General features: G+C 76.0%; 21 protein-coding genes. 5 read left to right on the top strand and 16 right to left on the bottom strand.

Annotation, left to right across the window (positions count from 1 at the left end):
• Positions 1-53 precede the first annotated feature (53 nt).
• Positions 54-860: an aminotransferase class IV gene (locus ACIGW2_RS14745; protein ID WP_391654969.1), complete on the bottom strand. Its 807-nt coding sequence runs from the start codon at positions 858-860 to the stop codon at positions 54-56.
• A 119-nt stretch (positions 861-979) separates the two neighbouring features.
• Between ACIGW2_RS14745 and ACIGW2_RS14740 the strand changes: the two genes are divergently transcribed.
• Both ACIGW2_RS14740 and ACIGW2_RS14735 read left to right on the top strand, forming a co-directional pair.
• Positions 980-2,419 carry an amidase gene (locus ACIGW2_RS14740; protein ID WP_391654970.1) on the top strand — a complete coding sequence of 480 codons (1,440 nt, stop codon included), beginning with the start codon at positions 980-982 and terminating at the stop codon, positions 2,417-2,419.
• The gene (locus ACIGW2_RS14735; protein ID WP_391654971.1) at positions 2,409-3,194 is read left to right on the top strand and encodes a crotonase/enoyl-CoA hydratase family protein; all 786 of its coding nucleotides are present in this window, start codon (positions 2,409-2,411) and stop codon (positions 3,192-3,194) included. The genes ACIGW2_RS14740 and ACIGW2_RS14735 overlap by 11 nt, the downstream gene beginning before the upstream one ends.
• A gap of 541 nt (positions 3,195-3,735) precedes the next feature.
• On the opposite strand, the gene ACIGW2_RS14730 is transcribed toward ACIGW2_RS14735, so the two are convergent.
• The 8 genes from ACIGW2_RS14730 to ACIGW2_RS14695 form a co-directional block, all read right to left on the bottom strand.
• The gene (locus ACIGW2_RS14730; protein ID WP_391654972.1) at positions 3,736-4,944 is read right to left on the bottom strand and encodes an NADase-type glycan-binding domain-containing protein; all 1,209 of its coding nucleotides are present in this window, start codon (positions 4,942-4,944) and stop codon (positions 3,736-3,738) included.
• A gap of 5 nt (positions 4,945-4,949) precedes the next feature.
• A complete protein-coding gene (locus tag ACIGW2_RS14725; protein WP_391654973.1) occupies positions 4,950-5,519 on the bottom strand; it encodes a phage tail protein in 570 nt (189 codons plus the stop codon).
• Positions 5,516-7,531 carry a putative baseplate assembly protein gene (locus ACIGW2_RS14720; protein ID WP_391654974.1) on the bottom strand — a complete coding sequence of 672 codons (2,016 nt, stop codon included), beginning with the start codon at positions 7,529-7,531 and terminating at the stop codon, positions 5,516-5,518. The genes ACIGW2_RS14725 and ACIGW2_RS14720 overlap by 4 nt, the downstream gene beginning before the upstream one ends.
• Before the next feature lie 10 nt (positions 7,532-7,541).
• Positions 7,542-7,940, bottom strand: coding sequence for a GPW/gp25 family protein (locus ACIGW2_RS14715; RefSeq protein ID WP_356073778.1), 399 nt, complete (start codon positions 7,938-7,940; stop codon positions 7,542-7,544).
• A gap of 10 nt (positions 7,941-7,950) precedes the next feature.
• Entirely contained in the window at positions 7,951-9,765 is a 1,815-nt protein-coding gene (locus tag ACIGW2_RS14710; protein ID WP_399843801.1) for a VgrG-related protein, read from the bottom strand.
• The gene (locus ACIGW2_RS14705; RefSeq protein WP_391654976.1) at positions 9,762-10,502 is read right to left on the bottom strand and encodes a LysM peptidoglycan-binding domain-containing protein; all 741 of its coding nucleotides are present in this window, start codon (positions 10,500-10,502) and stop codon (positions 9,762-9,764) included. The genes ACIGW2_RS14710 and ACIGW2_RS14705 overlap by 4 nt, the downstream gene beginning before the upstream one ends.
• Positions 10,503-10,504: 2 nt before the next feature.
• Positions 10,505-10,942: a phage tail protein gene (locus ACIGW2_RS14700; protein ID WP_361582646.1), complete on the bottom strand. Its 438-nt coding sequence runs from the start codon at positions 10,940-10,942 to the stop codon at positions 10,505-10,507.
• Positions 10,943-11,025: 83 nt separating this feature from the next.
• The gene (locus ACIGW2_RS14695; RefSeq protein ID WP_391654977.1) at positions 11,026-11,211 is read right to left on the bottom strand and encodes a hypothetical protein; all 186 of its coding nucleotides are present in this window, start codon (positions 11,209-11,211) and stop codon (positions 11,026-11,028) included.
• Between the two features lie 91 nt (positions 11,212-11,302).
• Here ACIGW2_RS14695 and ACIGW2_RS14690 point away from each other — a divergent pair, with 91 nt between their 5' ends.
• A complete protein-coding gene (locus ACIGW2_RS14690; protein WP_399843799.1) occupies positions 11,303-11,749 on the top strand; it encodes a hypothetical protein in 447 nt (148 codons plus the stop codon).
• Positions 11,750-14,034: 2,285 nt separating this feature from the next.
• Here the strand turns inward: ACIGW2_RS14690 and ACIGW2_RS14685 are convergent.
• The 4 genes from ACIGW2_RS14685 to ACIGW2_RS14670 all read right to left on the bottom strand — a co-directional run bounded on the left by ACIGW2_RS14685 (position 14,035) and on the right by ACIGW2_RS14670 (position 16,861).
• Positions 14,035-14,190 (bottom strand): hypothetical protein, encoded by a 156-nt coding sequence (locus ACIGW2_RS14685; RefSeq protein WP_361582637.1) that lies wholly within the window; start codon positions 14,188-14,190, stop codon positions 14,035-14,037.
• Positions 14,187-14,645: a hypothetical protein gene (locus tag ACIGW2_RS14680; RefSeq protein WP_391654979.1), complete on the bottom strand. Its 459-nt coding sequence runs from the start codon at positions 14,643-14,645 to the stop codon at positions 14,187-14,189. The genes ACIGW2_RS14685 and ACIGW2_RS14680 overlap by 4 nt, the downstream gene beginning before the upstream one ends.
• A 4-nt stretch (positions 14,646-14,649) precedes the next feature.
• Positions 14,650-15,093 carry a phage tail protein gene (locus ACIGW2_RS14675; protein ID WP_356075924.1) on the bottom strand — a complete coding sequence of 148 codons (444 nt, stop codon included), beginning with the start codon at positions 15,091-15,093 and terminating at the stop codon, positions 14,650-14,652.
• A gap of 121 nt (positions 15,094-15,214) precedes the next feature.
• Entirely contained in the window at positions 15,215-16,861 is a 1,647-nt protein-coding gene (locus ACIGW2_RS14670; RefSeq protein ID WP_399843796.1) for a phage tail sheath family protein, read from the bottom strand.
• A gap of 306 nt (positions 16,862-17,167) precedes the next feature.
• Here ACIGW2_RS14670 and ACIGW2_RS14665 point away from each other — a divergent pair, with 306 nt between their 5' ends.
• On the top strand, positions 17,168-18,766 hold the full coding sequence (locus ACIGW2_RS14665) for a peptidoglycan-binding protein (RefSeq protein ID WP_399843794.1): 1,599 nt from the start codon (positions 17,168-17,170) through the stop codon (positions 18,764-18,766).
• A 75-nt stretch (positions 18,767-18,841) separates the two neighbouring features.
• Here the strand turns inward: ACIGW2_RS14665 and ACIGW2_RS14660 are convergent, their stop codons facing one another.
• The 3 genes from ACIGW2_RS14660 to ACIGW2_RS14650 are packed head-to-tail and all read right to left on the bottom strand — an operon-like array spanning position 18,842 to position 22,283.
• Positions 18,842-20,938: an ATP-binding protein gene (locus ACIGW2_RS14660; RefSeq protein WP_399843792.1), complete on the bottom strand. Its 2,097-nt coding sequence runs from the start codon at positions 20,936-20,938 to the stop codon at positions 18,842-18,844.
• On the bottom strand, positions 20,935-21,555 hold the full coding sequence (locus ACIGW2_RS14655; protein ID WP_356075916.1) for a DUF4255 domain-containing protein: 621 nt from the start codon (positions 21,553-21,555) through the stop codon (positions 20,935-20,937). The genes ACIGW2_RS14660 and ACIGW2_RS14655 overlap by 4 nt, the downstream gene beginning before the upstream one ends.
• Positions 21,555-22,283 carry a response regulator transcription factor gene (locus ACIGW2_RS14650; protein ID WP_391654983.1) on the bottom strand — a complete coding sequence of 243 codons (729 nt, stop codon included), beginning with the start codon at positions 22,281-22,283 and terminating at the stop codon, positions 21,555-21,557. The genes ACIGW2_RS14655 and ACIGW2_RS14650 overlap by 1 nt, the downstream gene beginning before the upstream one ends.
• A 295-nt stretch (positions 22,284-22,578) precedes the next feature.
• On the opposite strand from ACIGW2_RS14650, the gene ACIGW2_RS14645 reads away from it, so the two are divergent.
• Positions 22,579-23,202: a TOPRIM nucleotidyl transferase/hydrolase domain-containing protein gene (locus ACIGW2_RS14645; protein ID WP_399843789.1), complete on the top strand. Its 624-nt coding sequence runs from the start codon at positions 22,579-22,581 to the stop codon at positions 23,200-23,202.
• Positions 23,203-23,225 lie beyond the last annotated feature (23 nt).

Genomic DNA, 23,225 nt, shown 5'->3' with positions numbered 1-23,225 from the left:
GCGGTCTGAGCCTGCTCCTCAGCCGCGGCCGTCCGGGGCCGGGCGCCGCCGGCTCAGTCCGCCAGCGGTTCCGCCGGGAGCGCCGCGTAGGCCGCCCGGAGCTCCGCCAGGACCGGGTCGTCGGCCGGGAAGCGCAGCCCGTCCACGGCCCGCACGGCACGGACGCCGATCGCCGCGTTCGTGGCGAAGACCGCCCGCATCGCGGGCAGTTCCCCCACGGACACCGGCCGGACGAGCGCACCCGGACGCGCCTCCTTCAGCAGCCGCATGGTGATCCCGGGCAGCACGGCCGCCTCCGGCCACACCACGCCCCCGTCGGCGGCCACGAAGCCCACGTTCCAGGTGCAGCCCTCCGAGACCAACGTCTCCCCGTCGGGCCCCGGCTCGGTGAACAGCACGTCGTCGAAGCCGGCCGCGCGCGCCGCGCGCCGCAGCGCCAGCTGCCCGAACAGCGCCACGTGCTTCACGGAGGGGACGTCGCGCCGGTACGGCCGGGCCGACACCCGCAACGGCGGCGGGAACAGGCCACCGGCCGGCCGCACGGTCACCAGCACGTGCGGGTCGCCGGCCGGCTCCGCCGGGCGCCCGATGTCCAGCGCCGGGTCGAAGACCGTCACCCGCACGTTCAGCGGCCGGGGCAGCCCGGCCACCGCCTCCCGTACGTACGCGACGACCCGCCCGGGATCGAGCGCCGCCCCGAACACGGCGGCGCAGTCCCGCACGAGCCGGTCCAGGTGCGGCCCGAGGCCGCGCACCCCGCCGCCCTCCTCGACCCGCAGGGTGGTGAAGTGCCCGTAGTTGGTCAGGGCGAGCGCGGCCAGCTGCGCGGTGGACGCGGGGACTCCGTCGACGGTTGCCATGCGCACAGTCTGACGAACGGCGAGAATCGAGCGGATGATCCCCTCGCGTGTTACCCGCGGGTACGCAATGATGGGGCCACCAGGCACAGGCATGCGGACGGGCGGGGGCTGAGGCAGCGGTGACGACTTCCGAGGAGCGGACCAGGGTGCACGTCTTCCGGGACGACGCCCTGGGCGAGCACGACGCGGTCGGGCTCGCCGCCGCCATCCGCAGCGGCGAGATCGGCGCGGCCGAGGCCGCCCGGGACGCGGCGGCCCGGGTCCGCGAGGCCGAGGCCCGGCTGCACGCCGTCCAGACCCACGCCGAGCTCCCCACCACCTACGCCACCCCCGGCCAGGGCGCCTTCGCGGGCGTGCCCACCTTCGTCAAGGACAACACCGACCGGCGCGGACTGCCCACCGGCCACGGCAGCGCGGCCTTCACCCCGCGCCCGGCCCGCCAGGACGCGCCCTTCGCCCGCCAGTTCCTCAGCACCGGCGTCACCGTCCTCGGCAAGACCCGGCTGCCCGAGTTCGGCTTCAGCCCGACCACCGAGTACGACGGCGCCGAACCGGTCCGCAACCCCTGGCACACCGACCACTCGGCGGGCGGCTCGTCCGGCGGCAGCGCCGCCCTCGTCGCCGCCGGCGCCGTGCCGATCGCCCACGCCAACGACGGCGGCGGCTCCATCCGCATCCCGTCCGCCGCCTGCGGACTCGTCGGCCTCAAGCCCACCCGCGGCCGGGTCGTCGCCAACGCGCAGAGCCGCCAACTGCCCCTGGACCTCGTCACGGACGGCGTCGTCAGCCGCTCCGTGCGCGACACCGCGGCCTTCCTGGCCGCCGCCGAACGCCACTGGCGCAACCCCGCCCTGCCGCCCGTCGGCCTCGTCGAGGGCCCCTCCGGGCGCCGGCTGCGGATCGGCCTGCTCCTGGACTCGCCCAACGGCGTGCGGCCCGACGCCGTCACCCGCGCCGCGGTCACCGAGACCGCGACCGTCCTCGAAGGGCTCGGCCACACCGTCGAACCGGTCACCCCGGCCATCGACCCCCGCTTCACCGAGGACTTCCTCACCTACTGGGGCCTGCTGTCCTTCCTCATCGGTGCCACCGGCCGCACCCTCGGCGCCGGCTTCGACCGGCACCGCATGGACCCGCTCAGCCGCGGCCTGCGCGCCCACTACGTGGAGAACTGGCACCGCACCCCCGCCGTGCTGCGCCGGCTGCGGCGCACCAAGGAGGCGTACGCGGCGGCCTTCCGCGGCCACGACCTGCTGATGTCCCCGGTGCTCGCGCACACCACGCCACCGCTCGGCCACCTCAGCCCCTCGGTGCCGTACCGCACCCTGGTGAAGCGGATCCTCGCCTACGTCGCCTACACCCCGGTCGACAACGTGGTCGGCACCCCGTCGATGTCGCTGCCCGCGGTCTCGGCGACCGCGGCCGGACTGCCGGTCGGCGTGATGTTCTCGGCCCGCCCGGGCGGCGAACGCACCCTGCTCGACCTCGCTTTCGCGCTGGAGGCCGAGCGCCCCTTCCGCCGGATCCAGGACGCCCCGGAGGCGGCCGGTGCCTCCTGAGCCGGCGCCCGCCGTACGGGTCGAGCGGGCCGGGGCGGTGACGACCGTCGTGCTGTCCCGGCCCGCGGCCCGCAACGCCGTCGACGGACCCACGGCACGGCTGCTGGCCGACGCCTTCCGGGAGTTCGAGGCCGACGACTCCGCCTCGGTGGCCGTCCTGTGGGGCGAGGGAGGGACCTTCTGCGCCGGTGCCGACCTCAAGGCGGTCGGCACCGAGCGGGGCAACCGGGTGGCCGCCGACGGGGACGGGCCGATGGGGCCGACCCGGCTCCGGCTCACCAAGCCGGTCATCGCGGCCGTCGCCGGACACGCCGTCGCCGGCGGGCTCGAACTCGCCCTCTGGTGCGACCTGCGCGTGGTGGAGGAGGACGCCGTGTTCGGCGTGTTCTGCCGCCGCTGGGGCGTGCCGCTGATCGACGGCGGCACCGTGCGGCTGCCCCGGCTCATCGGGGAGAGCCGCGCCATGGACCTGATCCTCACCGGCCGGCCGGTCCCCGCCGCCGAGGCGCACGCCATCGGCCTCGCCAACCGGCTGGTGCCGCCGGGGGAGTCCCGCGCCGCCGCCGAGGAACTCGCCCGGACGATCGCCGGGTTCCCGCAACTGTGCCTGCGGCACGACCGGATGTCCCTCCTCGAACAGCACGGGCTGCCCGAGGACGCGGCCCTGGCCGCCGAACTCCGCCACGGCACGGTCCCCTTGACCGCCGGGGAGACCTCGGCCGGCGCGGCCCGCTTCGCCTCCGGAGCGGGCCGCCACGGCAGCTTCGCCGACTGAACCCGGCGCCGCTGGAGCCTGTCCGGCGGATCATGGCCGGGTCCGCCGCCTTCCCCGGAGCTTCGCCTGGGTGGGGGTGCCCCTGGCGGAGCCTGGGGGGTGCCCCCGGCACGACGCCTCACCGCGTTGCCGGAGCGTCCGATGGCTCCGTTGTCGAGACGCTCCGGCGCCTTGCGAGGCCCCAGCCCTGAGCTTTGGCGGGCCTTGCGCGGCCCCAGCCCTCGGCTCTGGCGGGCCTGGGGAGGCCCCGGCCCTCGGCTCTGGCGGGCCTGGGAGGCACCGACCCTGGGCCCTGGCGGGCCTGGGGAGGCACCGACCCTCGGCTCTGGCGGGCCTGGGGAGGCCCCAGCCCTCGGCTCTGGCGGGCCTGGGAGGCACCGACCCTCGGCCCCGGCGGGCCTGGGGAGGCCCCAGCCCTCAGGCCCTGGCGGGCCTGGGAAAGCCCCAGCCCTCGGCCCTGGCGGGCTTGGGAAAGCCCCATGCACCAGACGCCGCCGTCTGTCCGACGCTGATTCGCCGGACAGGCCCCAGGGCCGTGGGGTCAGGTGACCGAGCGGCCGAAGAACTCCAGCTCCGCGACCGCGACCTGACGGCGCGGGTCCGCCCGCCACGCCGTGCCCAGGACCAGGCGCACCGAGAGCGCGTCGCGGACCCGCAGGTCGAGCCGCTGGGTGCCGCCGTCGTTCAGCCGGTGGTGGGTGACGTGCGTGGTGCCGGAGGAGTCGGTCACGGCGAGGTCGAAGGTGCGGGGCGCGGCCTGCCCGTCCGCCTGCGTGGTGTTCCTCGAACTGCCCGGTGTGATCAGCACGTTCAGCAGGTCGGTCGGCTCGGCGAAGCGCGCCTCCAGGAACTGCCCGGCCGAGTCGCCCCCGTACCCGGTGCCCCACCAGGTGTCCGCGTAGCCGTCGCCCGCGAGCTTCGGGTCCCGCTTCGGGGCCGCGTGGGAGGCGGTCCAGGCGACCGGGTGCACCGGGACGCGGGTGGCGAAGTGGTCCTGCACCGCCCGGACCGCCGGCGGGCCGCCGACGATTCCGCCCACCACCACGGCCACCACGCCCGCGGCGACCAGCGCGCGCACGACCCAGCGGCCCCGGTCGCGTGCCAGACCGGGGCGCCGTCCCGCGTACGGGCCGTCCGCCGTGTCCAGTTCCTCCGGCACCATAGGCGTCGCACAGGACCGGCAGAAGTGCCGGCCCCGCTCGTTGAGGCTCGCGCAGGCCGGGCACGGAAGGCCGTCCCGCACCGGCGCGGGCGCGGCGGCGGACCGCGCCACCGGCGCCGGCGCCCCGGGCCGGGCCGGAAGCACGGGCGCGGCGACCGGCGGCGCCTCGTCGTCCGTGTGCTCCGGCACCGGAACGAGCAGCGAGCGGGCGACGGTGTCCCCGGCCCCGCCCCCGGCCCCGGGCCCCGCCCCGGCCCGCGGGGGACCCGGCTCCTCGGCGGCCTCCGGCTCCGCCGAGTCGGCGGGCTCGGACTCCGGTGCGGCCGCCGGGGTGGCCGGCAGCGGGGCCGTGTCGTCCTCCGCACCGGCGGCGGCCGGAGCCGGCGCCGGTGCGGGATCCGGCGCAACAGGGCGGGCCGGGTCCGGGTCCGGGGCGGCCGACGGGCCCGAGGCCGGGGTGTCCCAGCGCAGGAACGCCCCGCAGCCGTCGCAGAAGGACTGCCGGCCCTCCCGGACCGGACTCCCGCACTCCGGGCAGGCCCGCGAGGCGGAGGAGGCGGGGGCGGGGGACGAGGACGCGTCGCTCATGGGGGTCAGACTCCTTCGGAGGTACGGGACGGGGTCACGGCGACCGTGAACGGCAGGTGTGCCGGGCGCGCCGCGGCCACCACCGCGCGCAGCCGGTGCGGGTCCACCGCGGCCGGGTCGGCGACCCGCAGGACGACGTGCACCCCGGGGACGGGGCTGCCGGGGAACGGGCCGAGCGGCCGGGCCGACCAGCTCGCGCCGCCGCTCTCGGTGATCTCGGGGTCGGCCCCGAACGCCAGGCGGACGGCCGCCGCGAGCCCCTGCCGGGTGCCGCGGACCCGGTGCAGCGCCATCGCCGAGGCCACCGCCTGCCGGCGCAGCGCGAGCGGCTCGTCACCGGTCAGCTCCGTGCCCACCCAGCCCGCCAGGTAGTCCACGAAGTCGGCGGGCGCCAGCCGGGGCGAGAAATAGGCCTCCAGGGAGTCCAGGACGTGGAACAGCGGCGCCAGGACCACGTCGAGACCGGCGACGAACCGCTGGCCGAAGTCGTCCTCGGCGTACACGGCCGGCAGTGCCGCCCCCAGCGGGTGCGGGGTCGCCAGCCCCGGCACTGTGCCCCGCGCGGAGCCGCTCACCGGGCCTCGACCACCCGGACGCGGTGGTCGAAGGGGAAGAGCAGCGCCGACGGGGCCAGCTCGATCCGGTCGGTCGCGTCGCCGCGCCGTCCGCTCAGCGGGTCCGCCGGGTGCAGCAGTACCTCGTCCACCAGCTCCACGCCCGGCACCCGCTGGAGCGCGGCGAACACCTCGCCCGCCCGCAGCGGCCGGCCGAACGGCCAGCCCTCGCCGTGCGCCCCGCCGGTCAGCGGATCCAGGTACGCGTAGAGGGTGTCGAGCGCGTCGGCCCGCACCCGCTCCGCGTCCGCCGCCCGGAAGGCGTGCAGCGTCGCGACCACGGTCACGCCCTGGTAGTACGGCGGCCCGACGGCGAGCCGGGTGCCCAGTGGGCGCCGCTCGTCCAGGAAGCCCGTCACCCGGGCGAGCAGCTCCTCGCCCGGCACCAGCTGCTCGAAGCGCAGCCGCCCGCCCCGGTCCGGCACCGCCTGCGGCACCACCAGGACCCGCACCGCGTTCTCCCCGGCCCCGGCCCCGGCCCCGGCCCCGGACTCCGTGCCCGCGTCCGCCGCCAGGCACGCGATCCGCGCCGTCTCCGGCGCCGCGCGGCGCGCCAGCTCCTCGTAGTCACGGGCCGTCACCGCCCGCTCCTGGGCGCGCAGCGTGATCGGCGCCCGCGCCTTCGCCTCCTCCACGGTCTCCCCGTCCACACCCCCGCGCGCCGCCTCCCGGTTCTCCACGCGCGCGATGTACGGGATGGAGGAGCGCAGCACGGTGATCGTGCCCCGGGCCACGTTGCCCGCCCGGCCGCCCCCGGTGCCGTACCGGACCGCCCGGATCGCCGCGCCCTTCGGCGGCACGGCGCCGAACTGGCGCACCGAACCGTCCGGTTGGCGGACCGCCGGGCCGAAGGCCAGCTCGCCCGTGGTCGCGTCCAGGGTGAAGTGACGGTCGCCGGGGCCGGAGGCCGCGAAGTCGGCCACGGCCGTCCACTCCTGCCAGCCCGCCTCCGGGTCCTCCCCGTCCGCGCTCCCACCCGCCCGCTCGGCCACCTGGAGCAGCAGCGGAGGCCGGTCCACGACCGGTGCGTGCGCCAGCCGCAGCCGCTGCCCCGGCACGCCCTCCGAGACGCCGAGACCCTCGTCCCGCACGGTCTCCGCGTGCGCCGCGCGCACCGTGCCGCCGATGGTGAACGCCCGGGCCGCACGCACCGTCGGCGACTCGCTGTACGCGGGCAGCCCGGCCGGGGCCTCCACCACCCGGCAGCGCACCCAGCCCGCGTCATGGCCGCCGAGCCGCGAGACCGCGTGCCCCGACGGCATGTGGAGCACCACCTCGCCCGGCCGGTTCAGACCGCCCGTGGTGTCCTCGTCGACCTCGACCGCCGTCCAGCCGGCGCCGGTCGTCCACGCCTCCCACACCAGCGGCGGCCGGCGCGGGTCCACGCCGACGCCGTCCACCCGGCTGTCCAGGTCGAGCACCAGCACACAGTCCGGGACGGCGGCCGAAAGACCGAACAGGAGCGCGTCGCCGACCTGCGGCAGAGCGGAGAACGCGGGCACGTCACGCCCGCCCAGCACGTCCTGGGAGCGCTCCTCGGGCGTGCCGCCCGACCCGTGCCGCAGCACCCGGTCGAGCGTGCAGGGCACCACGGTCAGATCGGCCGTGGTCGCGAACACCACCGCCTCCTCCGTCTCCGTGCGCCCGGTCGCCACCTCGGTGCCGGCCGGCAGCAGCACCGGCTCGGGCTGAGGCGCGGACAGCCGGAACGTGACGTCGGCCCGGGCCGCCGCCGGCGGGAACAGCGTCACGCCCAGCAGGTCCAGGAAGGCCAGATGGTTCTTCTCCGGCACCCTGTTGAGCCGGTAGACCAGCTGGTCCGCCATGTGCGCGACGGCCTCGATCAGGGTGACGCCCGGGTCGGAGACGTTGTGGTCCGTCCACTCCGGACACGCCTGCTGGACATAGCGCTTGGCGTCGTCGACGAACTGCTGGAACCGCCGGTCGTCGAGATGGGGTGAGGGCAGGGCCATGACGGTTCTTTCAGTCCTCGGAGGGGATGACGTAGAAGGGGAAGACGAGGTTGCGCGGGTTGTTGGCGCCGCGCACCCGGTAGCGCACGTCGATGTGCAGGGTCGTCGGCTCGCCCGGCGCGGGCGCCACCGTGACCTCCTCCACCTCGATCCGCGGCTCCCAGCGGTCCAACGAGGACATCACCTCGTAACGGATCCGGCCCATCGTCGCGTCGTTGACCGGCGCGAACACCAACTCGTGCACCGCGCAGCCGAATTCGGGCCGCATCGGGCGTTCGCCCGGCGCCGTCGCCAGCACCAGCCGCATCGACTCCTCGATCTCGCGGTCCCGCCGCACCAGGGCGATCGCCCCGCCCGGACCGGTGCGCAGCGGGAACGCCCAGCCCGCGCCGACGAAGTGCTCACTCACCAGGGCCTCCTCAGAACGGCAGGTTCGCCGCGACCGGGTTCGGCACCGGCACGGTCGTGGTGATCAGGGCGGGCGCGTTGATCACGGCCTGGGTCAGCGCCGCCGCCTTGAACTTCGCCCCGGCCTTGATGTCCACGCCGAGCTTCGCGTCCATGCTGATCCGGCCCCGCGCCGACAGCGTCAGGTCACCGCCCGACGCGATCGTGATGCCCCGGGCCCCGGTGATGGTGACCGTCCCGTCGCTGTCGATCGTCAGCGTCGTCCGGGCCTCGTTCAGCTCGACGCTGAGCTTCCCCTGCCCGGTGCGCAGCCGCACCCCGTGCGAGGCCCGGGTGCGCCCGGCGTCCTCGCGCAGCTCGACCGTGTGCCCGGAACGCGAGGTCAGCGACCGCCACTGCACCCGGCCGCTCGTCGGATCCACCGGCGCCGCCCCGTCCCCGGCCGGCGTGGGCCGGTCCACCCCGTTGTAGAGCCCCGCCAGGACGTACGGATGCTCCAGCGAGCCCCGGTCGAAGGCGCACAGCACCTCGTCGTCGACCTCGGGCAGCATCAGCCCGCCGCCGCCCCGGCCGCCCAGCTGCGCCACCCGGCACCAGCCGCTCTCGTACGTGTCCGACAGCCACGGGAACCGCAGCCGCACCCGGCCCAGGTTCAGCGGATCCTTGGTGTTGGTCACCAGCGCCACCGCCACCCCCGGCATCGCCGGCGCCGGCTCCCCGCCGCCCGCGGCCGTCCCGTACAAGGAGCGGAACTGCCGCCCCGACACCGTCAGCCAGGTCGCGAACTGCCGTCCCGACGCGAAGACATGACGTACCCCGGTCGCCGTGTAACGCCCCTCGAAGGGGAAACCGGCACCCTTCACCGCGACCGGTTGGCCCGGCTTCAGCGCCGGGTTGCCCGTGACCGCCACCTCCAGCTCCGCGAACGAGCCCGTCACGTCGTCCGCGAGCGCCGCGGCCGCCCGCGCCACCTCCGACTGCGTCGTGAACGGCGTGCCGGTGGCGGTGAGTTCGGCCGGACCGAACGGCGCCGCCAGCTGCGCCGGCGTGATGTCCGAGACGATCTCCCGGCTGGCCACCGACGGCGTCGGCGCGGACAGCGCCTGCTTGGTGCGCGGGTCCCAGCCCCGCACGTCCACCTGGCGCACCTGCCCGGCCGCCGTCACCGACACCCTGGAGTGCAGGGTGTTCGCCCCGAAGTCCAGGACGTACGGGCTCTGCGCGGCCGGCGTCGTGTCCGACGGCGCGCCCGAGGCCGGCGGCAGCGCGGCGAACACCAGCCGGCCGGCCGGGTCCAGGGACAGCCGCACGTCGTTCTCCCGGGCCAGCCGCGACAGGAAGTCCCAGTCGGTGGTGTTGGGCTGGGTCGCCAGCTCGTACACCGTCGGCGTCGCCTCGATCCGGCCGACCGGGATGCCGTTCAGCGCGGCCAGCTTGCGCGCGATGTCCGAGGCCGTCATGTTCGGATAGCCCTCGACCCGCCGGTTGCGCAGCAGCCGGTGCCCCGGGTCGTAGCCGCGCAGGATCAACTGGCGCCCGTGCCCCGGCGCCGCGTCCGCCTCCACCGCCGTCACCTCGCCCGTCAGCATCGGCTCGCCCCGCCGGCCGTCGGCGAACGGCGAAAGCACCGCCATCGCACCGACCTTCAGGAAGGGGAACTTCTCGGTCAGCCTGCCGTCCTTGTCCGCGAACGTCAGCTGGAACGCCGACGGCACGTTCACGCTGGAGTCCACCCAGCCCTCGGTCAGCCGCGCCGCCAGCGGCTCCGGCAGCGGGGTGCCGTCGAGCTGGACGTGGAGGACGGTGGTGAAAGTCTTCTCGCTCATGAAGTGCCCTCGGTTTCCGGCGTGTCGGTGGTGGACGGCAGCAGCAGTTCCGTGCCCGGGCGCAGTCGCATCGGGTCGTCGATCCCGTTCGCCTCGGCGATCAGCCGCCAGCGCGTCGCGTCCCCGTACTCCCGCCAGGCCAGCGAGGCCAGCGAATCGCCGGCCACCGCACGGTGCACCCGGCGCGCCGACAGGGCGCCGGAGGTGGGGTTCTGACGCTTCGTCGCGGCCGCGATCTCCGTCAGCGACAGCGAACACGTCGCCCGCAGCGGTACTCCGCTCGGGCTGAACAGGGTGTACGTCGCCGACACCGACGTCACGTACGCGACCAGCCGCACCGTCGAGAACGACCCCCACGAGAACGCCACCCACGGCGGCGACGGCGCCTTCGCGTCGATGGACTGACGGGTCACCTCGCAACAGGACAACAGCAGTTCGACCTGCTGCTGCACCGCGGTCGAGGACGGCGTCCCCGACGCGTCGAGGAACACCTCGACCTCCATCGACGCCGGCTCGGCCCCGGTGAACTTCGGCGGCGCGCCCCGGTCGTACGCCACGTTCGGCTCGGTGCGCCAGTGCGCCGAGCGGCTCAGCCGCAACTGGTCCGGATTGAACTGGAACCGGACTTCGCCCAGCTTCCCGCCGAGCCCGCCGTCCAGGTCCGTCGGCGGCTGATGGATCGCCAACGAGGCCCGGGACAGCCCGCGCGCCGCCTTCCCGCCCGTCACGGCCGCCATCGCTACAGACCCCCCGCGTCCGTGAACCCGTGGTGCGCGATCTCCAGCGTCTCCGTCGCCACCGCCGGATTCACCGGATCCAGCGTCGGCCCCGTCCACCGCACCGGCAGCACCTCCACCAGGCCCCACTGCGCGACCACGGAGGAGTCCGCGCGGAGCGCGGCGATCTGCGCGGTCGGCCGCGTGATCCCCGTCGCGAGCGACGAGATCCACGCGGCGACCCGCGCGGTGTCCGCCGTCAGCGGCCGGGTCAGCCGGATCGTCGAGAACGTCACCCGCGTCGGCAACTGCCAGACGAAGCCGTTGTTCCCGCCCTCCTGCCGCTGCTCGACCTCGACCTCGGAGGACAGCCCGTCGCAGCCGTTGAACAGCCCGAGGTCCTGGCCGTCGATCGTCAGCCGGAAGAAGACGGTGGAAGCGGGATCCTGCTGCTGCGGCATGGTGGCGGTCTCTCGTCAGACGGGTGGGTGGGGTTACGGGTACGGGGCGGGGTACGGGAGTGCGGCGCGGGTACGGGTGCGGGTCAGTGGTGGTGGTCCCGCAGCCGGCCCACCCGCTCACGGTCCGCCCGCAGCTCGGCCCGGAGCAGCCGCGACAGCGGCGTGACGAGCCGGCGGGCCAACTCGTCCAGCTGCGCCGGGGATTCGGCGGCGGGTGGGGCGACGGGGGCGGTGGGTGGGGTCGGTGCGGCGGCCCGCTGGACGGGCACGGCGGTACGGGGGAGTGGCGCGGGTGCGGGCCCCGCCTCGCGTGGGACTGCGGGTGGTGGGGGCGACGGCGGCGGTGCGGGCGGGAGCGGCATGGCTGCGGGCTCGGCCCGGCGCTGGACGGTCGGGACGACGGGCGGTGTGCGCGGTGGCGCGGCGGCGGCCGGTCGTGGCAACGGCGCCGCCTCCGGCACGCTCGGCACCAGCGGCCGTGAGGTGGCCAGCGGCCGTGCGACGGCCGCCCGCTGGACGACGGGCGCGGTGGCACGCGGCACGTCCGTGAGGGTGACGAGGGGCAGCGGCGCGGCCGGCTCCGGCGCCGGGGCCTTCTGCACCGGCGCCGGGGGCGCGGGGGCGGGGGCCGGCGCGGGGCTGGGTGCCGGAGCCGGTGCCGGTGCCGGTGCCGGGCCCGGGGCAGGGGTGACCGGCGCCCCGATCGCCGACCGGCGCGCCACGGGCTTCGTGGTGTTCCAGTCCGCCCCCGGCGCCCGCCGCGACCTCCGCACGGCGGGCCCCCGCCGCACGCCACCACTCTCGTGAACCCCGGGCCCGGCGGGGGAGTCCGGGCCCGGGGAGCTCTGGGGCGCCGCGTCCTCGGGCGCCGGGACCGGCGCACGGCTCAGCCGTGGCTTCGCCCCGACCGGGGCGAGCAGACGAGCCGGGGGCGCCGTCGGCGCGGAGAGGAGCGGCGAGCGCGGGGTGGTGAGCGGGCGTACGACGGGGGCGGGCGTGGCGGGTTCGCCGAGGCGCTGGACCGCGGGCCCGGGGGTGATGGCGTGGGGGCGTGACGCGGTGGTCCGGTCGGCAGGGGAGCCTGCCCCCGGGAGCGGCGGAGTCTTGCCCGACGCTGCCCGCTGGACGGCGGGCGCGGGCGTCGGGTGGCCGGACAGCGGGCCCGTGACGCCTGCGGGTTCGCGGGCGGACGACTGCTCGGCCGAGGAGCCGGCAGCGGCCGGCGCGGGCCGCGCGGACCTGCTCCGCGCGGCCTTGGCGGCTTCGACCGTCCGCTGGACCGGCGCCTGCGGCGCCGAGCCCGGGGCGTGTGCGGCCGTGGGCCACTGCTGGCCGGTGATGTGGTGCGGGGCTGTGCGCGGGGTCGGTGGTTCGGAGGCGGCGGGGCCGGGCCGCACGGCCCGGGACACCGGCTGGATCCGCGCAGGCTGCCGGGCGGGTGCGGCGGGCGTCGCGTGGTCGCTCTGCGGTGCCCGCCGGGCCCGGGCCCGGTCCGAGGCGCCCTCGGTGGCCGGGGCGACCGGCCCGGGACGGCCCGGCTCGGCCACCGGCCGCACGGGCTGTTCGGGCGCGGCGGCTGCCGGGTCCGGGGTGGGAAGGCGGTGTGACGTTGCGCGCTGGAGGGGTGCCCGAGGAGCGGTGGCGCCGGTCGACCGCGTGACGCCGGAGCCCGTCGGGGCAGACGCCTCGGGTGCGGCGGCTGCCGGATGGGTGGTGGTGCCCTCAGCCGGCATCGGGAGCCCAGGTTCCGTTGCCGCCCGGGCGGGCGTCGGCCGGCCGGGTCGGGCTGCACGCTGGACGTCCGTGCGGTGCGGGGGAGCCGGTACGGGATGGCTTCCCGTGGTCGTCCGCCCGGCGTCGGCCCGGGACGCCCGCTGGACCTGCGCAGGCTGCTGGGCGTTCTCCGGGGCGGCCGTGGCGGCCGGCCGGGGCGCGTCCGCCTGTGGCGTGGTGGGCGGTGTCGCGGGCCCGTCCCCGGGCATCGGCTGGATGTCTGTCCGGGGCGTGGTGGTCGGGTTCGGGGTCGCTCGGAGTGCGACCGGCCCGGGACGGCCCGCCTCGGCCACCGGCCGCGCGGGCTGTTCGCGCGCGGCGGCTGGGTCCGTGGTCGCCGGGCGGGTGTCCGCCTGCGGCATGGGTGCCGCCGCGGGCCGGTTCCCCGGCATTCGCTGGACGTCCACCGGGGACGCGGCGGCCGGGGCCGGGGGCGTCCGGCGGGCGTCCGCCTGGGGCCCAGTGGGCGGCGTCGCAGGCCTGCTCCCGGACATCCGCTGGACGTCGGTCCGGGGCGCGGCGGCCGGGCTACCAGGGGCAGCCGCCGAACGGCCGTCCGGGTGAACGGACTGCACCCGCTCGGAGGTTGCCGGTCGGGACGCCTCGGAGGCGCCTCGTACGGCCGCGGGCCGATCGGGGCGGGGCGTCTCGGCCGAAGGCCGGTCGGACCGTGTCCGCGGCACCGCGGTGCTCGCCCGGCGGGTCTCCGGTGCCGCGCCTCGGGAGGTGGCGGAGACCGTGCCCGGCCGGTCCGTGACCGCACGCTGGACGGTGCCCGGTGCGGCCGCGCCAGGGTTCCCGCCCCCGGCTTGCGGCCGCTCGCCTGCGCGAGCCGCGCCCGCGCCCCGTACCCCGGAAACCCCGGCCGCTCCGGCACCGGCCTCCGCCGACGCCGGACGTACCGCCGGGAGCCGTACGCCCGGCGGTTCCGTAGCCGTCGACGAGGACGGGGGGACCGGGCGGACCGCGTCCAGGAGGAGACCGGCGGGGGCGTCGGGGACGGCGCCGTGGCCGAGGTGGGAGTGGAAGGAGGGGTCCCAGTGGGTGGCGAGGGAGGCGGCGAAGCCGTGCTCCGCGATCGGGGTCGGGGACGCGAGGACCCGCTGGACCGGCGGCAGGGCCTGCCAGGCCGTGCCGGAGGCCGACGGCGCGGCCTGGGGCGCGGGCGCCGTGACCGTCTCCTCGTGCGTGCGCGGCGCCGGGTGCTTCCGCCGGCCGCGCCATCTGTCGAACACGCCCATTCCCGTCAACCTCCTTTCTCCGTAAGCCCGTAAGCCCGTAAGCCCGTGAACCCGTGAACCCGTACGTCCGTACGTCCGTCAGCCCTGTGCCGTCCGCTCCACCAGCGCCGCCGCCCGCGCCACGTACCCGCGCCGGTCGGCGTGCTCCAGGTCGAGGATCGCGTCCATGTCCCAGTGGAAGTGGAAGGCGAGGTACGCGGTCTCCTCCTCGATGAGATCGGCCGCGTACGTCACGATTCCCCCAGGCGGCTCCCGGCCAGCTCGACCTCGAACGACTCCTCGCAGTGCGGGCAGGCCACCGCGGCCCGGGTGTGGCCCTCCGCGTTGATCTGGCGGTAGAAGTCCTGGAGGAACGCCAGGTCGGAGGCGAACATGTTCTCCACCGTCCCGTCGTGCACCGACGGGAGCGAGCCGAGCCGGGTGATCACCCGGCCCAGCAGGACGACCGACAGATAGGCCGGGTTCTCGCGGACCCGGACGTCCCGCAGCGGCACGAGCTCGTCCCGGGCCGTGGCCAGGCGCATGGCGCCCCGGCGGTGCACGGTGCCCGACTCGTCGACGTATCCGCGCGGCAGCTCGAACTCGAACTCGGTGCGCAGCGGCTCCTGTCGGGGCTGCTCGGCAGCGCCGTCGAAGGCACCCGCCGGCAGTCCCAGTCCCGCGCCCGCGCCCGTTCCCTCGCGTCGCACCGGATCAGCCGAGGGTCAGTTCTTCGAAGGTGATGGTGACCTGCTCGGTGAGCGCGGCGGCGTCACCGGCCTTGGTCCCGCTCAACTCCACCTTCGTGCACCAGGCGTTGCGCAGGTTGTAGCGCTTCACCTCGCGCAGCTCGTAGTCCATGAAGATGATCGAGGCGTCCTTGCGGGCCTGGCCCATGTTGCCCGCGATGGAGGCGGCGATCCACTCGGTGAAGGCCTGGGACTGGGTGGCGCCGCGGGTCACCGTGCACTCGCCGGCCTTCTTCACGCCGGGGAGCTTCTTGATGATCGGCTTGCCGTCCGCCGAGACCTGCTGGTACTCGATGACGTCCTGCTCCATGGAGAGGCTGCTGATCTCCTGGAGGGTCTCGACCATGACGCCGTCGATCTGCAGGCCGAAATTGTGTGTGGTGAGCGCGTCACCGGTGTCCAGAGCCATGCTCGGTCACTCCTGTCGTACGGGAGGGGATGAACGGGAAGGGTGGGGTGAGGGGGTGCGAGGGTTCGGGAGATCGGGGAAACCGGGGAATTCGGGCGCGGTGGCTCGGTGGCTCGGCGGCCTACTCCTCCAGCTCGCCGCCCCCGCCCTGGAACTGCGCCAGCCGGAAGACCACGAACTCGGCCGGCTTCACGGGCGCGATGCCGATCTCGCAGACCACGCGGCCGAGGTCGACCGACTCCGGAGGGTTCGTCTCGGCGTCGCACTTGACGTAGAACGCGTCCTCCGCGCGCTGGCCGAACAGCGCGCCCTGGCGCCACTCGTTGACCAGGAACGCCGAGATGTTGCGGCGGATCCGCGCCCACAGGGACTGGTCGTTGGGCTCGAAGACCACCCACTGGGTGCCGACGAGGATGGACTCCTCGAGGTAGTTGAAGTAGCGGCGGACGTTCAGGTAGCGCCAGGCGGGGTCGGAGGCCAGGGTGCGGGCGCCCCACACCCGGATGCCGCGGCCCGGGAAGGCGCGGATGCAGTTGACGCCGACCGGGTTGAGGAGGTCCTGCTCGCGCCGGGTGATCTGCAGCTCCAGGTCGACCGCGCCGCGCACGATCTCGTTGGCCGGGGCCTTGTGGACGCCGCGCTCGGCGTCGTTGCGGGCCCACACGCCGGCCATGTGGCCGGACGGCGGCACGGTGCGGGTCTGGCCGGTGGCCGGGTCGAAGGACTTGATCCAGGGGTAGTAGAGCGCCGCGTAGCGGGAGTCGTAACCGGCCGTCTCCTGGCGCCACTTCCGCACGTCGCGCGCGCCCAGGCCGGGCGGCGGGTCGAGGATCGCCATCCGGTCGCCCATGAGCTCGCAGTGCGAGATCAGGCCCAGCTGCACGGCCTTGACCTGCTCCGCGTCGATCAGCCCCTGCTGGTACGCGCCCATCAGGTCCGGCACCGCGACCATGCTGATCTCGTCGAAGGCCTCCAGGCCGCCGAAGCCGGTGCGGTCGGCCGAGTCGCCGATGAACCGGGCCGTGTCCAGCGCGACCGTGTTCTGCGGGGCCGTGGCGACCGCGTCCGCGCCGGTGCGGGCGGCGGTGGCGGGCAGCGCGGCGGGCGGGGCGAGCGTCACGGACTGGGCGTCCGGGCGGGCGAGTTGCCCGCCTGCTGCCGCCTCATCGACCACGATCGTCTTGGAACGCTGCCGGACCTGCGTGACGAGGTAGGTCCGCGTGCCCTTCTTCGCCGAGGCCTCGAAGCTCTCGACGACCTTCTCGCCGTCCTTCACGAGCAGCTTGAAGCGCTCGCCGTCGCCGCCTTCGACGTCCTGCACCTCGACGGTCAGCGCACCGCCCGCCTCCGTGCCGGCCGTGATCGCCGCCACCGTGAAGCCGCCGAGCGCGACCGCCTCACCGGCCGTCCGCTCGGACGTCGCCCCGTCGCCTGCGGCACCGGCCCCTGCCCCGGCCGCTCCGGCGCCGGCCGCCGTGCCCGCCGTCCCGTCGCCCGGTGCGTCGCCGCCGCCGACCCGGACGACATACGCCGCCGTGCCCCCGTTGTCGAAGAAGCCGTACACGGAGTGGGCCAGGTAGCAACCCTCCGTGAACTCGCCGAACGAGGCCACGTACTGCGACCAGTTGGTGACGAGCACCGGCTCGTTCAGCGGGCCGGTCGGCGCGAGACCGACGAACGCGGCGACGGAGGTGCCCACGCCCTCGATGGGGCGGGAGCCGCTCGCGACTTCCTCGACGTAGACACCGGGGGACAGATAGGTGGGCATGGGCGATCGCTCCTAGGGGAAGGACGTGCGGGTGCGGGCCGGTGGCCGGCCGGCCCCGTGACCGTCGTCGGGGTCCGCCCGGCGCTCGTGCGGCACTCGGGTGGCATCCGTTCGGCATCCGTGACGCGTACGCCGTCGACTCTTCCCGTCCGCCGGGTCCGGGACCAGGGGAGCGAGGGCCGTCGAGGGGGCAGGCGCGGCTGCCCGCCGTGCGCCGGGCGCGGGCCCGCGGGGGCAGCCGGGAGTGCCCGTGACCGGGGACCTTCGGGCAACCGCCAGGGCCCTTCGGGCCCTTAGCCTGCGCCCATGACCATGTGGACCTCTCTGGACCCGGCCGACGTGACCGTCGAGCCAGGGACCCGGACCTCCGCTCGGCTGCGTGTGCGCAACACCGGGGACACCGTCGAGGAATACCGGCTCTCCCTCGTCGGCAAACCCTCGGGGTGGTCCCGGGTGGAGCCGGACGTCCTCCGCCTCTACCCGGGCAGTGAGGGGACCGCCGAGATCTCGTTCGCCCCGCCGCGCTCACCGGACGTGGCCGCCGGGCCGCTCCCGTACGGCATCCGGGTCGAGCCCCGCGAGAACGCCGCCGCCCGCGACGTCGTGGAGGGCCGGCTGACCGTCACGCCCTTCACCGAGGTGCGCGCCGAGCTGCTGCCGCCCGCGCTCACCGGCCGGTTCCGCGGGCGGGCCCGCGTCGCCGTCGACAACCTGGGCAACACCCCGCTGACCGCCTCGCTGCTGGTCCGCGACGAGGCGAACCGGCTCTCCTTCGACCTGCGGCCCAACGCCGTGCAGATCGCCCCGGGGCGGGCCGCGTTCGGCGAGCTCGTGGTGCGGCCGCAGTCGGTGCGCTGGACCGGCGGCGAGGAGGCGCACCGCTTCACCCTCGCGGTGCGCCGCTCCGGGGACGACACGTCCCTCGACCTCGACGCCACCTTCGACCAGCGTCCGGTCTTCGGCGCCTGGCTGATGGCCGCGGCCGGCCTCCTGGTCGCCGCCGCCATCGCCTTCGTCGTGCTGTGGACGGGCTTCTCGCCGAAGATCACCAGCGCCGCCAAGGAGACCCGGGCCACCGGCGCCCCGGCGCCGCTGCCGCAGGGCGACGGCGACAAGCTCCCCGATGCCCCGCCCCCGCCGAGCACGGCCGGCGTCCCGCCGGGCGACGCGAGCGGGTCCGGCGGCGGCGCCCAGCCGCCCGGCGACGGCGGCGCCCAGCCCGGAGGCCGCGGGGGAGACGGCGGCGGCTCAGCCGCCGGCGGGGGGAGCGGCGGCGGGTCCGGCGGTGGCAGCGGAGGCGGCGGGCAGGCCCCCCCGCCCCCGAGCGCCCCGCGCGAGGTCCCGCCGTGGGGCCCCGGCTACCCCAAGGACGTCGTCGTCGAGTTCGCCCAGCAGCGTCTCGCCGCCCTCGGCAGCAAGAACGACTGCACGCTGAAGGGCAGTTGGAGCCCCGGCGTGATCGACGCCCCGACCCGTGCCTCCCTCGTCTGCTATCAGCGCAAGGTCGTCGCCGTCGGACAACGCGACGGCACCAACTCGGCCGCGATCTTCGCCACGGACGCCGAGGGCATGCTCGGCCGTGCCACCCTCACCTCCCTCTGGGCCCAGGGCATCACCCCCGACGAGGTGAAGGCGGGCAGCAACACCTGGGAGAACACCGCCCTGATGGGCGCCTTCTGGTGGGCCGTCAACCGCGACTTCACCCAGCCCGGCGACATGGACCGGGTCCGCTCCTACGCCCGCCTCGGCATCGACCACTTCCGCTCCGGCAAGGACACCACGAGCACCTACAACTCCAACGTCGCCGACCACATCCGCACCTACCAGCAGGCCGTCGGCCTGCCGGCCACCGGCACCGCCGACTGGCAGACGCTGAACGCGATGGTCGGCGGCAGCGTGAAGTGACGCGGCAGGAGACGACGTCGGGGGCTGTCCGGTAACTCGGACAGCCCCCGACGCGTTCCCTTCCCGGGCGTGACGTCACGGAGACCAGGGTGCCGACGCGTCCGTGACCAGGCGGCCCGCCTTGAGGTATTCGCGGCGGGCGCCGGATCGGAGGTCGTCGGCCGTCACCGTCGCGGTCGGGCCCCGGGAGGCCGCCAGGTAGGCGGCCGTGATCGCGGCCGAGCGGATCGCGCCGCCGGCCAGGTCGAACTCCTCGGCGACGGCCTTGATCTCGGCGGTGAGGTCTTCCGCCCTCGGCACACCCGTGAGGCAGGCCTGCCAGAGGGCGAGCCGTTGGGCGGGGTCCGGGAAGGGGAAGTCGACCACCAGGTCGAGGCGGCGGGTGAAGGCCTCGTCGATGTTGGCGCGGAGGTTGGTGGTGAGGACCGCGATGCCGTCGAAGGCCTCCAGGCGCTGGAGGAGATAGGCGCTCTCCAGGTTGGCGTACCGGTCGTGCGAGCTGCGGACCTCCGAGCGTTTGCCGAAGACGGCGTCCGCCTCGTCGAAGAGCAGCACGCAGTCCGTGCGGTCGACCTCGGCGAAGATCCGTTCCAGGTTCTTCTCGGTCTCGCCCACGTACTTGTCGACCACCGCCGACAGGTCCACCACATAGAGGTCCAGGCCGAGTTCGCCGGCCACCACCTCCGCGCCGAGGGTCTTCCCGGTGCCCGACTCACCGGCGAACAGCGCGACGACCCCGCGGCCGCGGCCGCCACCCGTCCGCAGCCGCCACTCGCCGAGCACCCGGTTGCGGTGCCGGGCCCGGCCGGTCAACTCGTGCAGCAGGGACAGGGGTTCCTCGGGCAGCACGATGTCGGCGAAGCCCACCGCGGGCCGCACCCGCCGGGCCCGGCTGTCCAGCACCGGCGCCGACACCAGCCGGGCGCCCCGCTGGACGTGCGCCCGGGTCAGGGCGCCGCCCTCGAAGGCCGCCAGGGCCCGGGCCGCGCCCGCCGCCCGCCGTATCTGCTCCCCGCCGAGCCGGTACGGTGCCACGGCCTCGGCCAGGTCGAAGGCGTCCCCGACCGGCTCGGAGCAGGGGTCGGCGTCGCTCCCGTCGGCCCCGGCCCCGGCGCCCGCCAGCTCGCGCCGCCACCGTTCCACGGACGCCCCGGCGGCACCCGGGGCCTCCAGGCACACCAGCGGCGCCGCCGGCGTCCACGCCGGGTCGGGCGCCTCGGTGCCCGCCAGGACCACCGTCGTCGCCCCGGCCGCCAGGGCCCGCACCAGCGGGCCCGGGTCAGCAGGCAGCGGCTCGACGACGATCGCGGCGCCGCGCAGCCGGGCCTCGCGGAGCAGCACCCGGCCCGTCTCCGCGTCCCCTGCCCCCGGGCGGTGCCGCAGCACCGGTCGTCCGGACGCCCGCAGCGCGGTGACCACCGTGTCCGTCGTGGCCCCGGGCACCCGCTCGCGCAGGTGCACGGTGATCGGACCGGCCGCCGCGATCCGCGCGGCGAGCTCCTCGTCGGCCCCGCCCTCCTCGCCGTACGGCCCGTCGACGGGCGCCAGCAGCTCCACGCCCGCTCCCGTCAGCACCGGATCGAGGCGCCCGTCGTCGCCGAGCAGGTGCGCGACGACCCGTTCCGGCACGCGCAGCGCCCGGCCGGGCAGCGGCCGGTCCTCGTCCTCGACGTGCAGCAGGCCGCCCGCGCGGAGCGGAGCGGACGGGTGGAAGCGGTCGCGGGCGGCGGGGTCGGCCGGGCCGGTGCCCGCCAGGTCGAGGGCCAGGCCCACCGTGGCGCGCCGCCGCCCCACGTCGTCGTTGAGATAGCCGTACAGCGCCTCGAACCCCCGGTCCACCTCGGGCGCGAGCGCGGCGAGGAGGATGCTCAGGTCGAGCGAGGAGAGCCCGAAGGCCCGCGCGAGCGCGGCCGGCCGATCCGTCCCACCCGCCTGAACCGTCCCGCCCGTCCCACTCTCCTGAACCGTCCCGCCCGTCTCGTACGGATCCGACGGCCCCGCCGGAGCGGCCTCCGGCCCGCCCGCGGTCGCGATCCGCAGGGCGGTCTCCCCGGTCACGTACAACCCGCGCAGCGGATCTCCCGCCGTCGGGTCGTCCGCGCCGCGCGCCTCGACGAGAGTGGCGGCCCGGGCCCGCAGCGCGGCGACGAGCTCCAGCACCTCCCCGCTCACGCGCGGCCCCCGGAGCCCCGGCGCAGCATCCGCGGCGCCGAGTCGTCCGGCACGCCGTCGATGCCGCGCACCACGAGCTCGGCGCCCTCGGTGACCGGCGGCGCCGCCCCGTACACCGGGGTGACCGGGAAGGGGGTGGTGATCACGACGTCGAGCGAGGGCTTGAGCTCGCCGCCCAGCGCGGACCAGATGTCGGCGAGCGAGCGCGACTCGGCCGGCGGCACCGCGACGCTGAGCGGCAATGTCGGACTGATCGCCCGGACCGACTCCGGGACGGCGTCGCCGGACAGCACCTCGTGCGGCAGCAGCAGCGCCAACGCGCCCGAGAGCAACCGGTGTTCGTCCTCAGGCCGGGAGGTCCAGGCCGTCACCAGGTACGACAGGCGGAACCAGCGCGGCGGCTGGCGGCGGCGGGTGACCACGCCCCGGGCGTCGCGCTCGGGGACGGCGCCGCGTTCGCGCCGGGCCGTGTCCTCGCGGATGTCGTAGAGATACGCGTTCAGGGTCGGCGCGTTGCGCCGGGCCGCCCAGTCGCGGGTCGGCGCGTCGAAGGCGACGTCGGCGGTGACGGCGGGCGCCAGCAACCGGCGCAGCGCCGCGTCGATTTCATGGATCATCAGATGTAGCCCTCGCGGAGCGCGTACGCCACGGCGTGCGCCCTGTTGGTGAGTTGGAGCCGGGTCATCAGTGCGTGCAGGATGTTTTTGACAGTGCGCTCCGAGTAGGCGAGCTTCTCGCTGATCTGCCGTGTCTCCAAGCCCTCGGCGAGCAGCCGCAGCACGTCCACCTCGCGCGGTGCCATGCCGAACAACGGCACGGTGCCGCCCGTGCCCGCCCCGCCGGTGGTGGCCCGCTGGAGCCGCCCGACCTGGTCGAGGAGCCGGCTGACCAGGTCCGGCGGCAGTTCCCCCTCGCCGCGGGCGGCGCTGTGCACGGCGCTCAACAGGCGTTCCTCGGTGGCCTGGTGGCGCCAGATGATGGCCCGGACCCCGTACTCGACCACCGTCAGGAGGTCCGGCTCGCGCAGCTCCCCGGCGACCAGGACGACCCGCTGGTCGCTGCCGGCGCGCAGCAGCCGGCGCAGCTCGGCGGTGGTGGGCTCGTCGATGCGGTCGGCCAGCATCACGGCCACCGCCGGCGCCTCCGCCGCCCCCCGTCCGGCGTCGAGCCCCTCGGACCCCGAGCCGGGCCCGGAACCGGGCCCGGAACCATAACCGGAACCGCATCCCGCCCCCGGCCCGGCCAGCACGTCGAGGCTCGGCTGGTGCCTCAAGTGGCTGATCAGCCCGGCCCTGCTGAGCGGATCGGTTGCGTGGACGGTGACCGTCACGCGTTTGGTGAGCATGTCCCCTACCTGCTCTCTCACTCGTCTCGGCGGCCCGCGCGCCGGCCGCTCGGGGCACGTGGTGGAGGCGCCGGTCGAGCGGCCGTCACGTGTCCCCGTGGCCGGTGGCGCGGGACGCGAGCCCCCCGTGGTCCGTGGTCTTCCGGTCCGTGGCACGCGTCGGCCACGGTCGTCGCCCCACGCTCGCAGTCCGCACTCACGTTCCACTGCCGTCGCGCTAACGTCGCCCTCCCGCCGGCCGGGGGGAGGGGGAAAATGCGTGGCGCGGACGGGCGCGGGGCCGGAGACTCGACCCATGACGGACATGGCGGCGTTCCGGGAAGCGGTCACCGACTGGGCGGCGGGCGGCCCCGGCGAACCCGCGCGGCGGCTCGCCGCGCTGCTGCCGGTGCGGACCGTGGTGCTGCTCGAAGGCCCCAGCGACGTCGCCGCCGTCGACGCCCTGGCCGCCGCGCGCGGCCGTGACCTCGCCGCCGAGGGCATCTGCGTGCTGTCCATGGGCGGTGCGATGAACATCGCGCGCTACGCCGGACTGCTCGGCCCGCCCGGTCTCGGCCTGCGTCTCACGGGCCTGTGCGACGAGCGCGAGCGGGAGTACTACGCGCGCGGCTGGACCCGCGCCGGACTCACCGAGCCCGCTCACGACTTCTTCGTGTGCGCCGCCGACCTCGAGGACGAACTCATCCGCGCCCTCGGCCCCGACCGGGTCACCGAACTCGTGCGCGCCGAGGGCGACCACCGCTCCCTGAGCACCTTCCTCCGCCAGCCCGAACAGCGCGCCCGCACCCCGCGCCAGCAACTGCGCCGCTTCCTCGGCACGAAGAAGGGCCGCAAGATCCACTACGGCCGGGTGCTGACGGAGGCCCTGGCGCCGGACGCCGTCCCGGAGCCCCTGGAGGCACTGCTGGCCGCCGTCTGACGACGGCGGCCGAGCACGCGCTT

This window comes from Streptomyces sp. NPDC053541 (genome assembly GCF_044544705.1).
In the GTDB taxonomy this organism is placed as follows: Bacteria; Actinomycetota; Actinomycetes; order Streptomycetales; family Streptomycetaceae; genus Streptomyces.
Note: the sequence above shows the minus strand (reverse complement) of the source record. Positions and strands in the feature narration are given on the sequence as shown.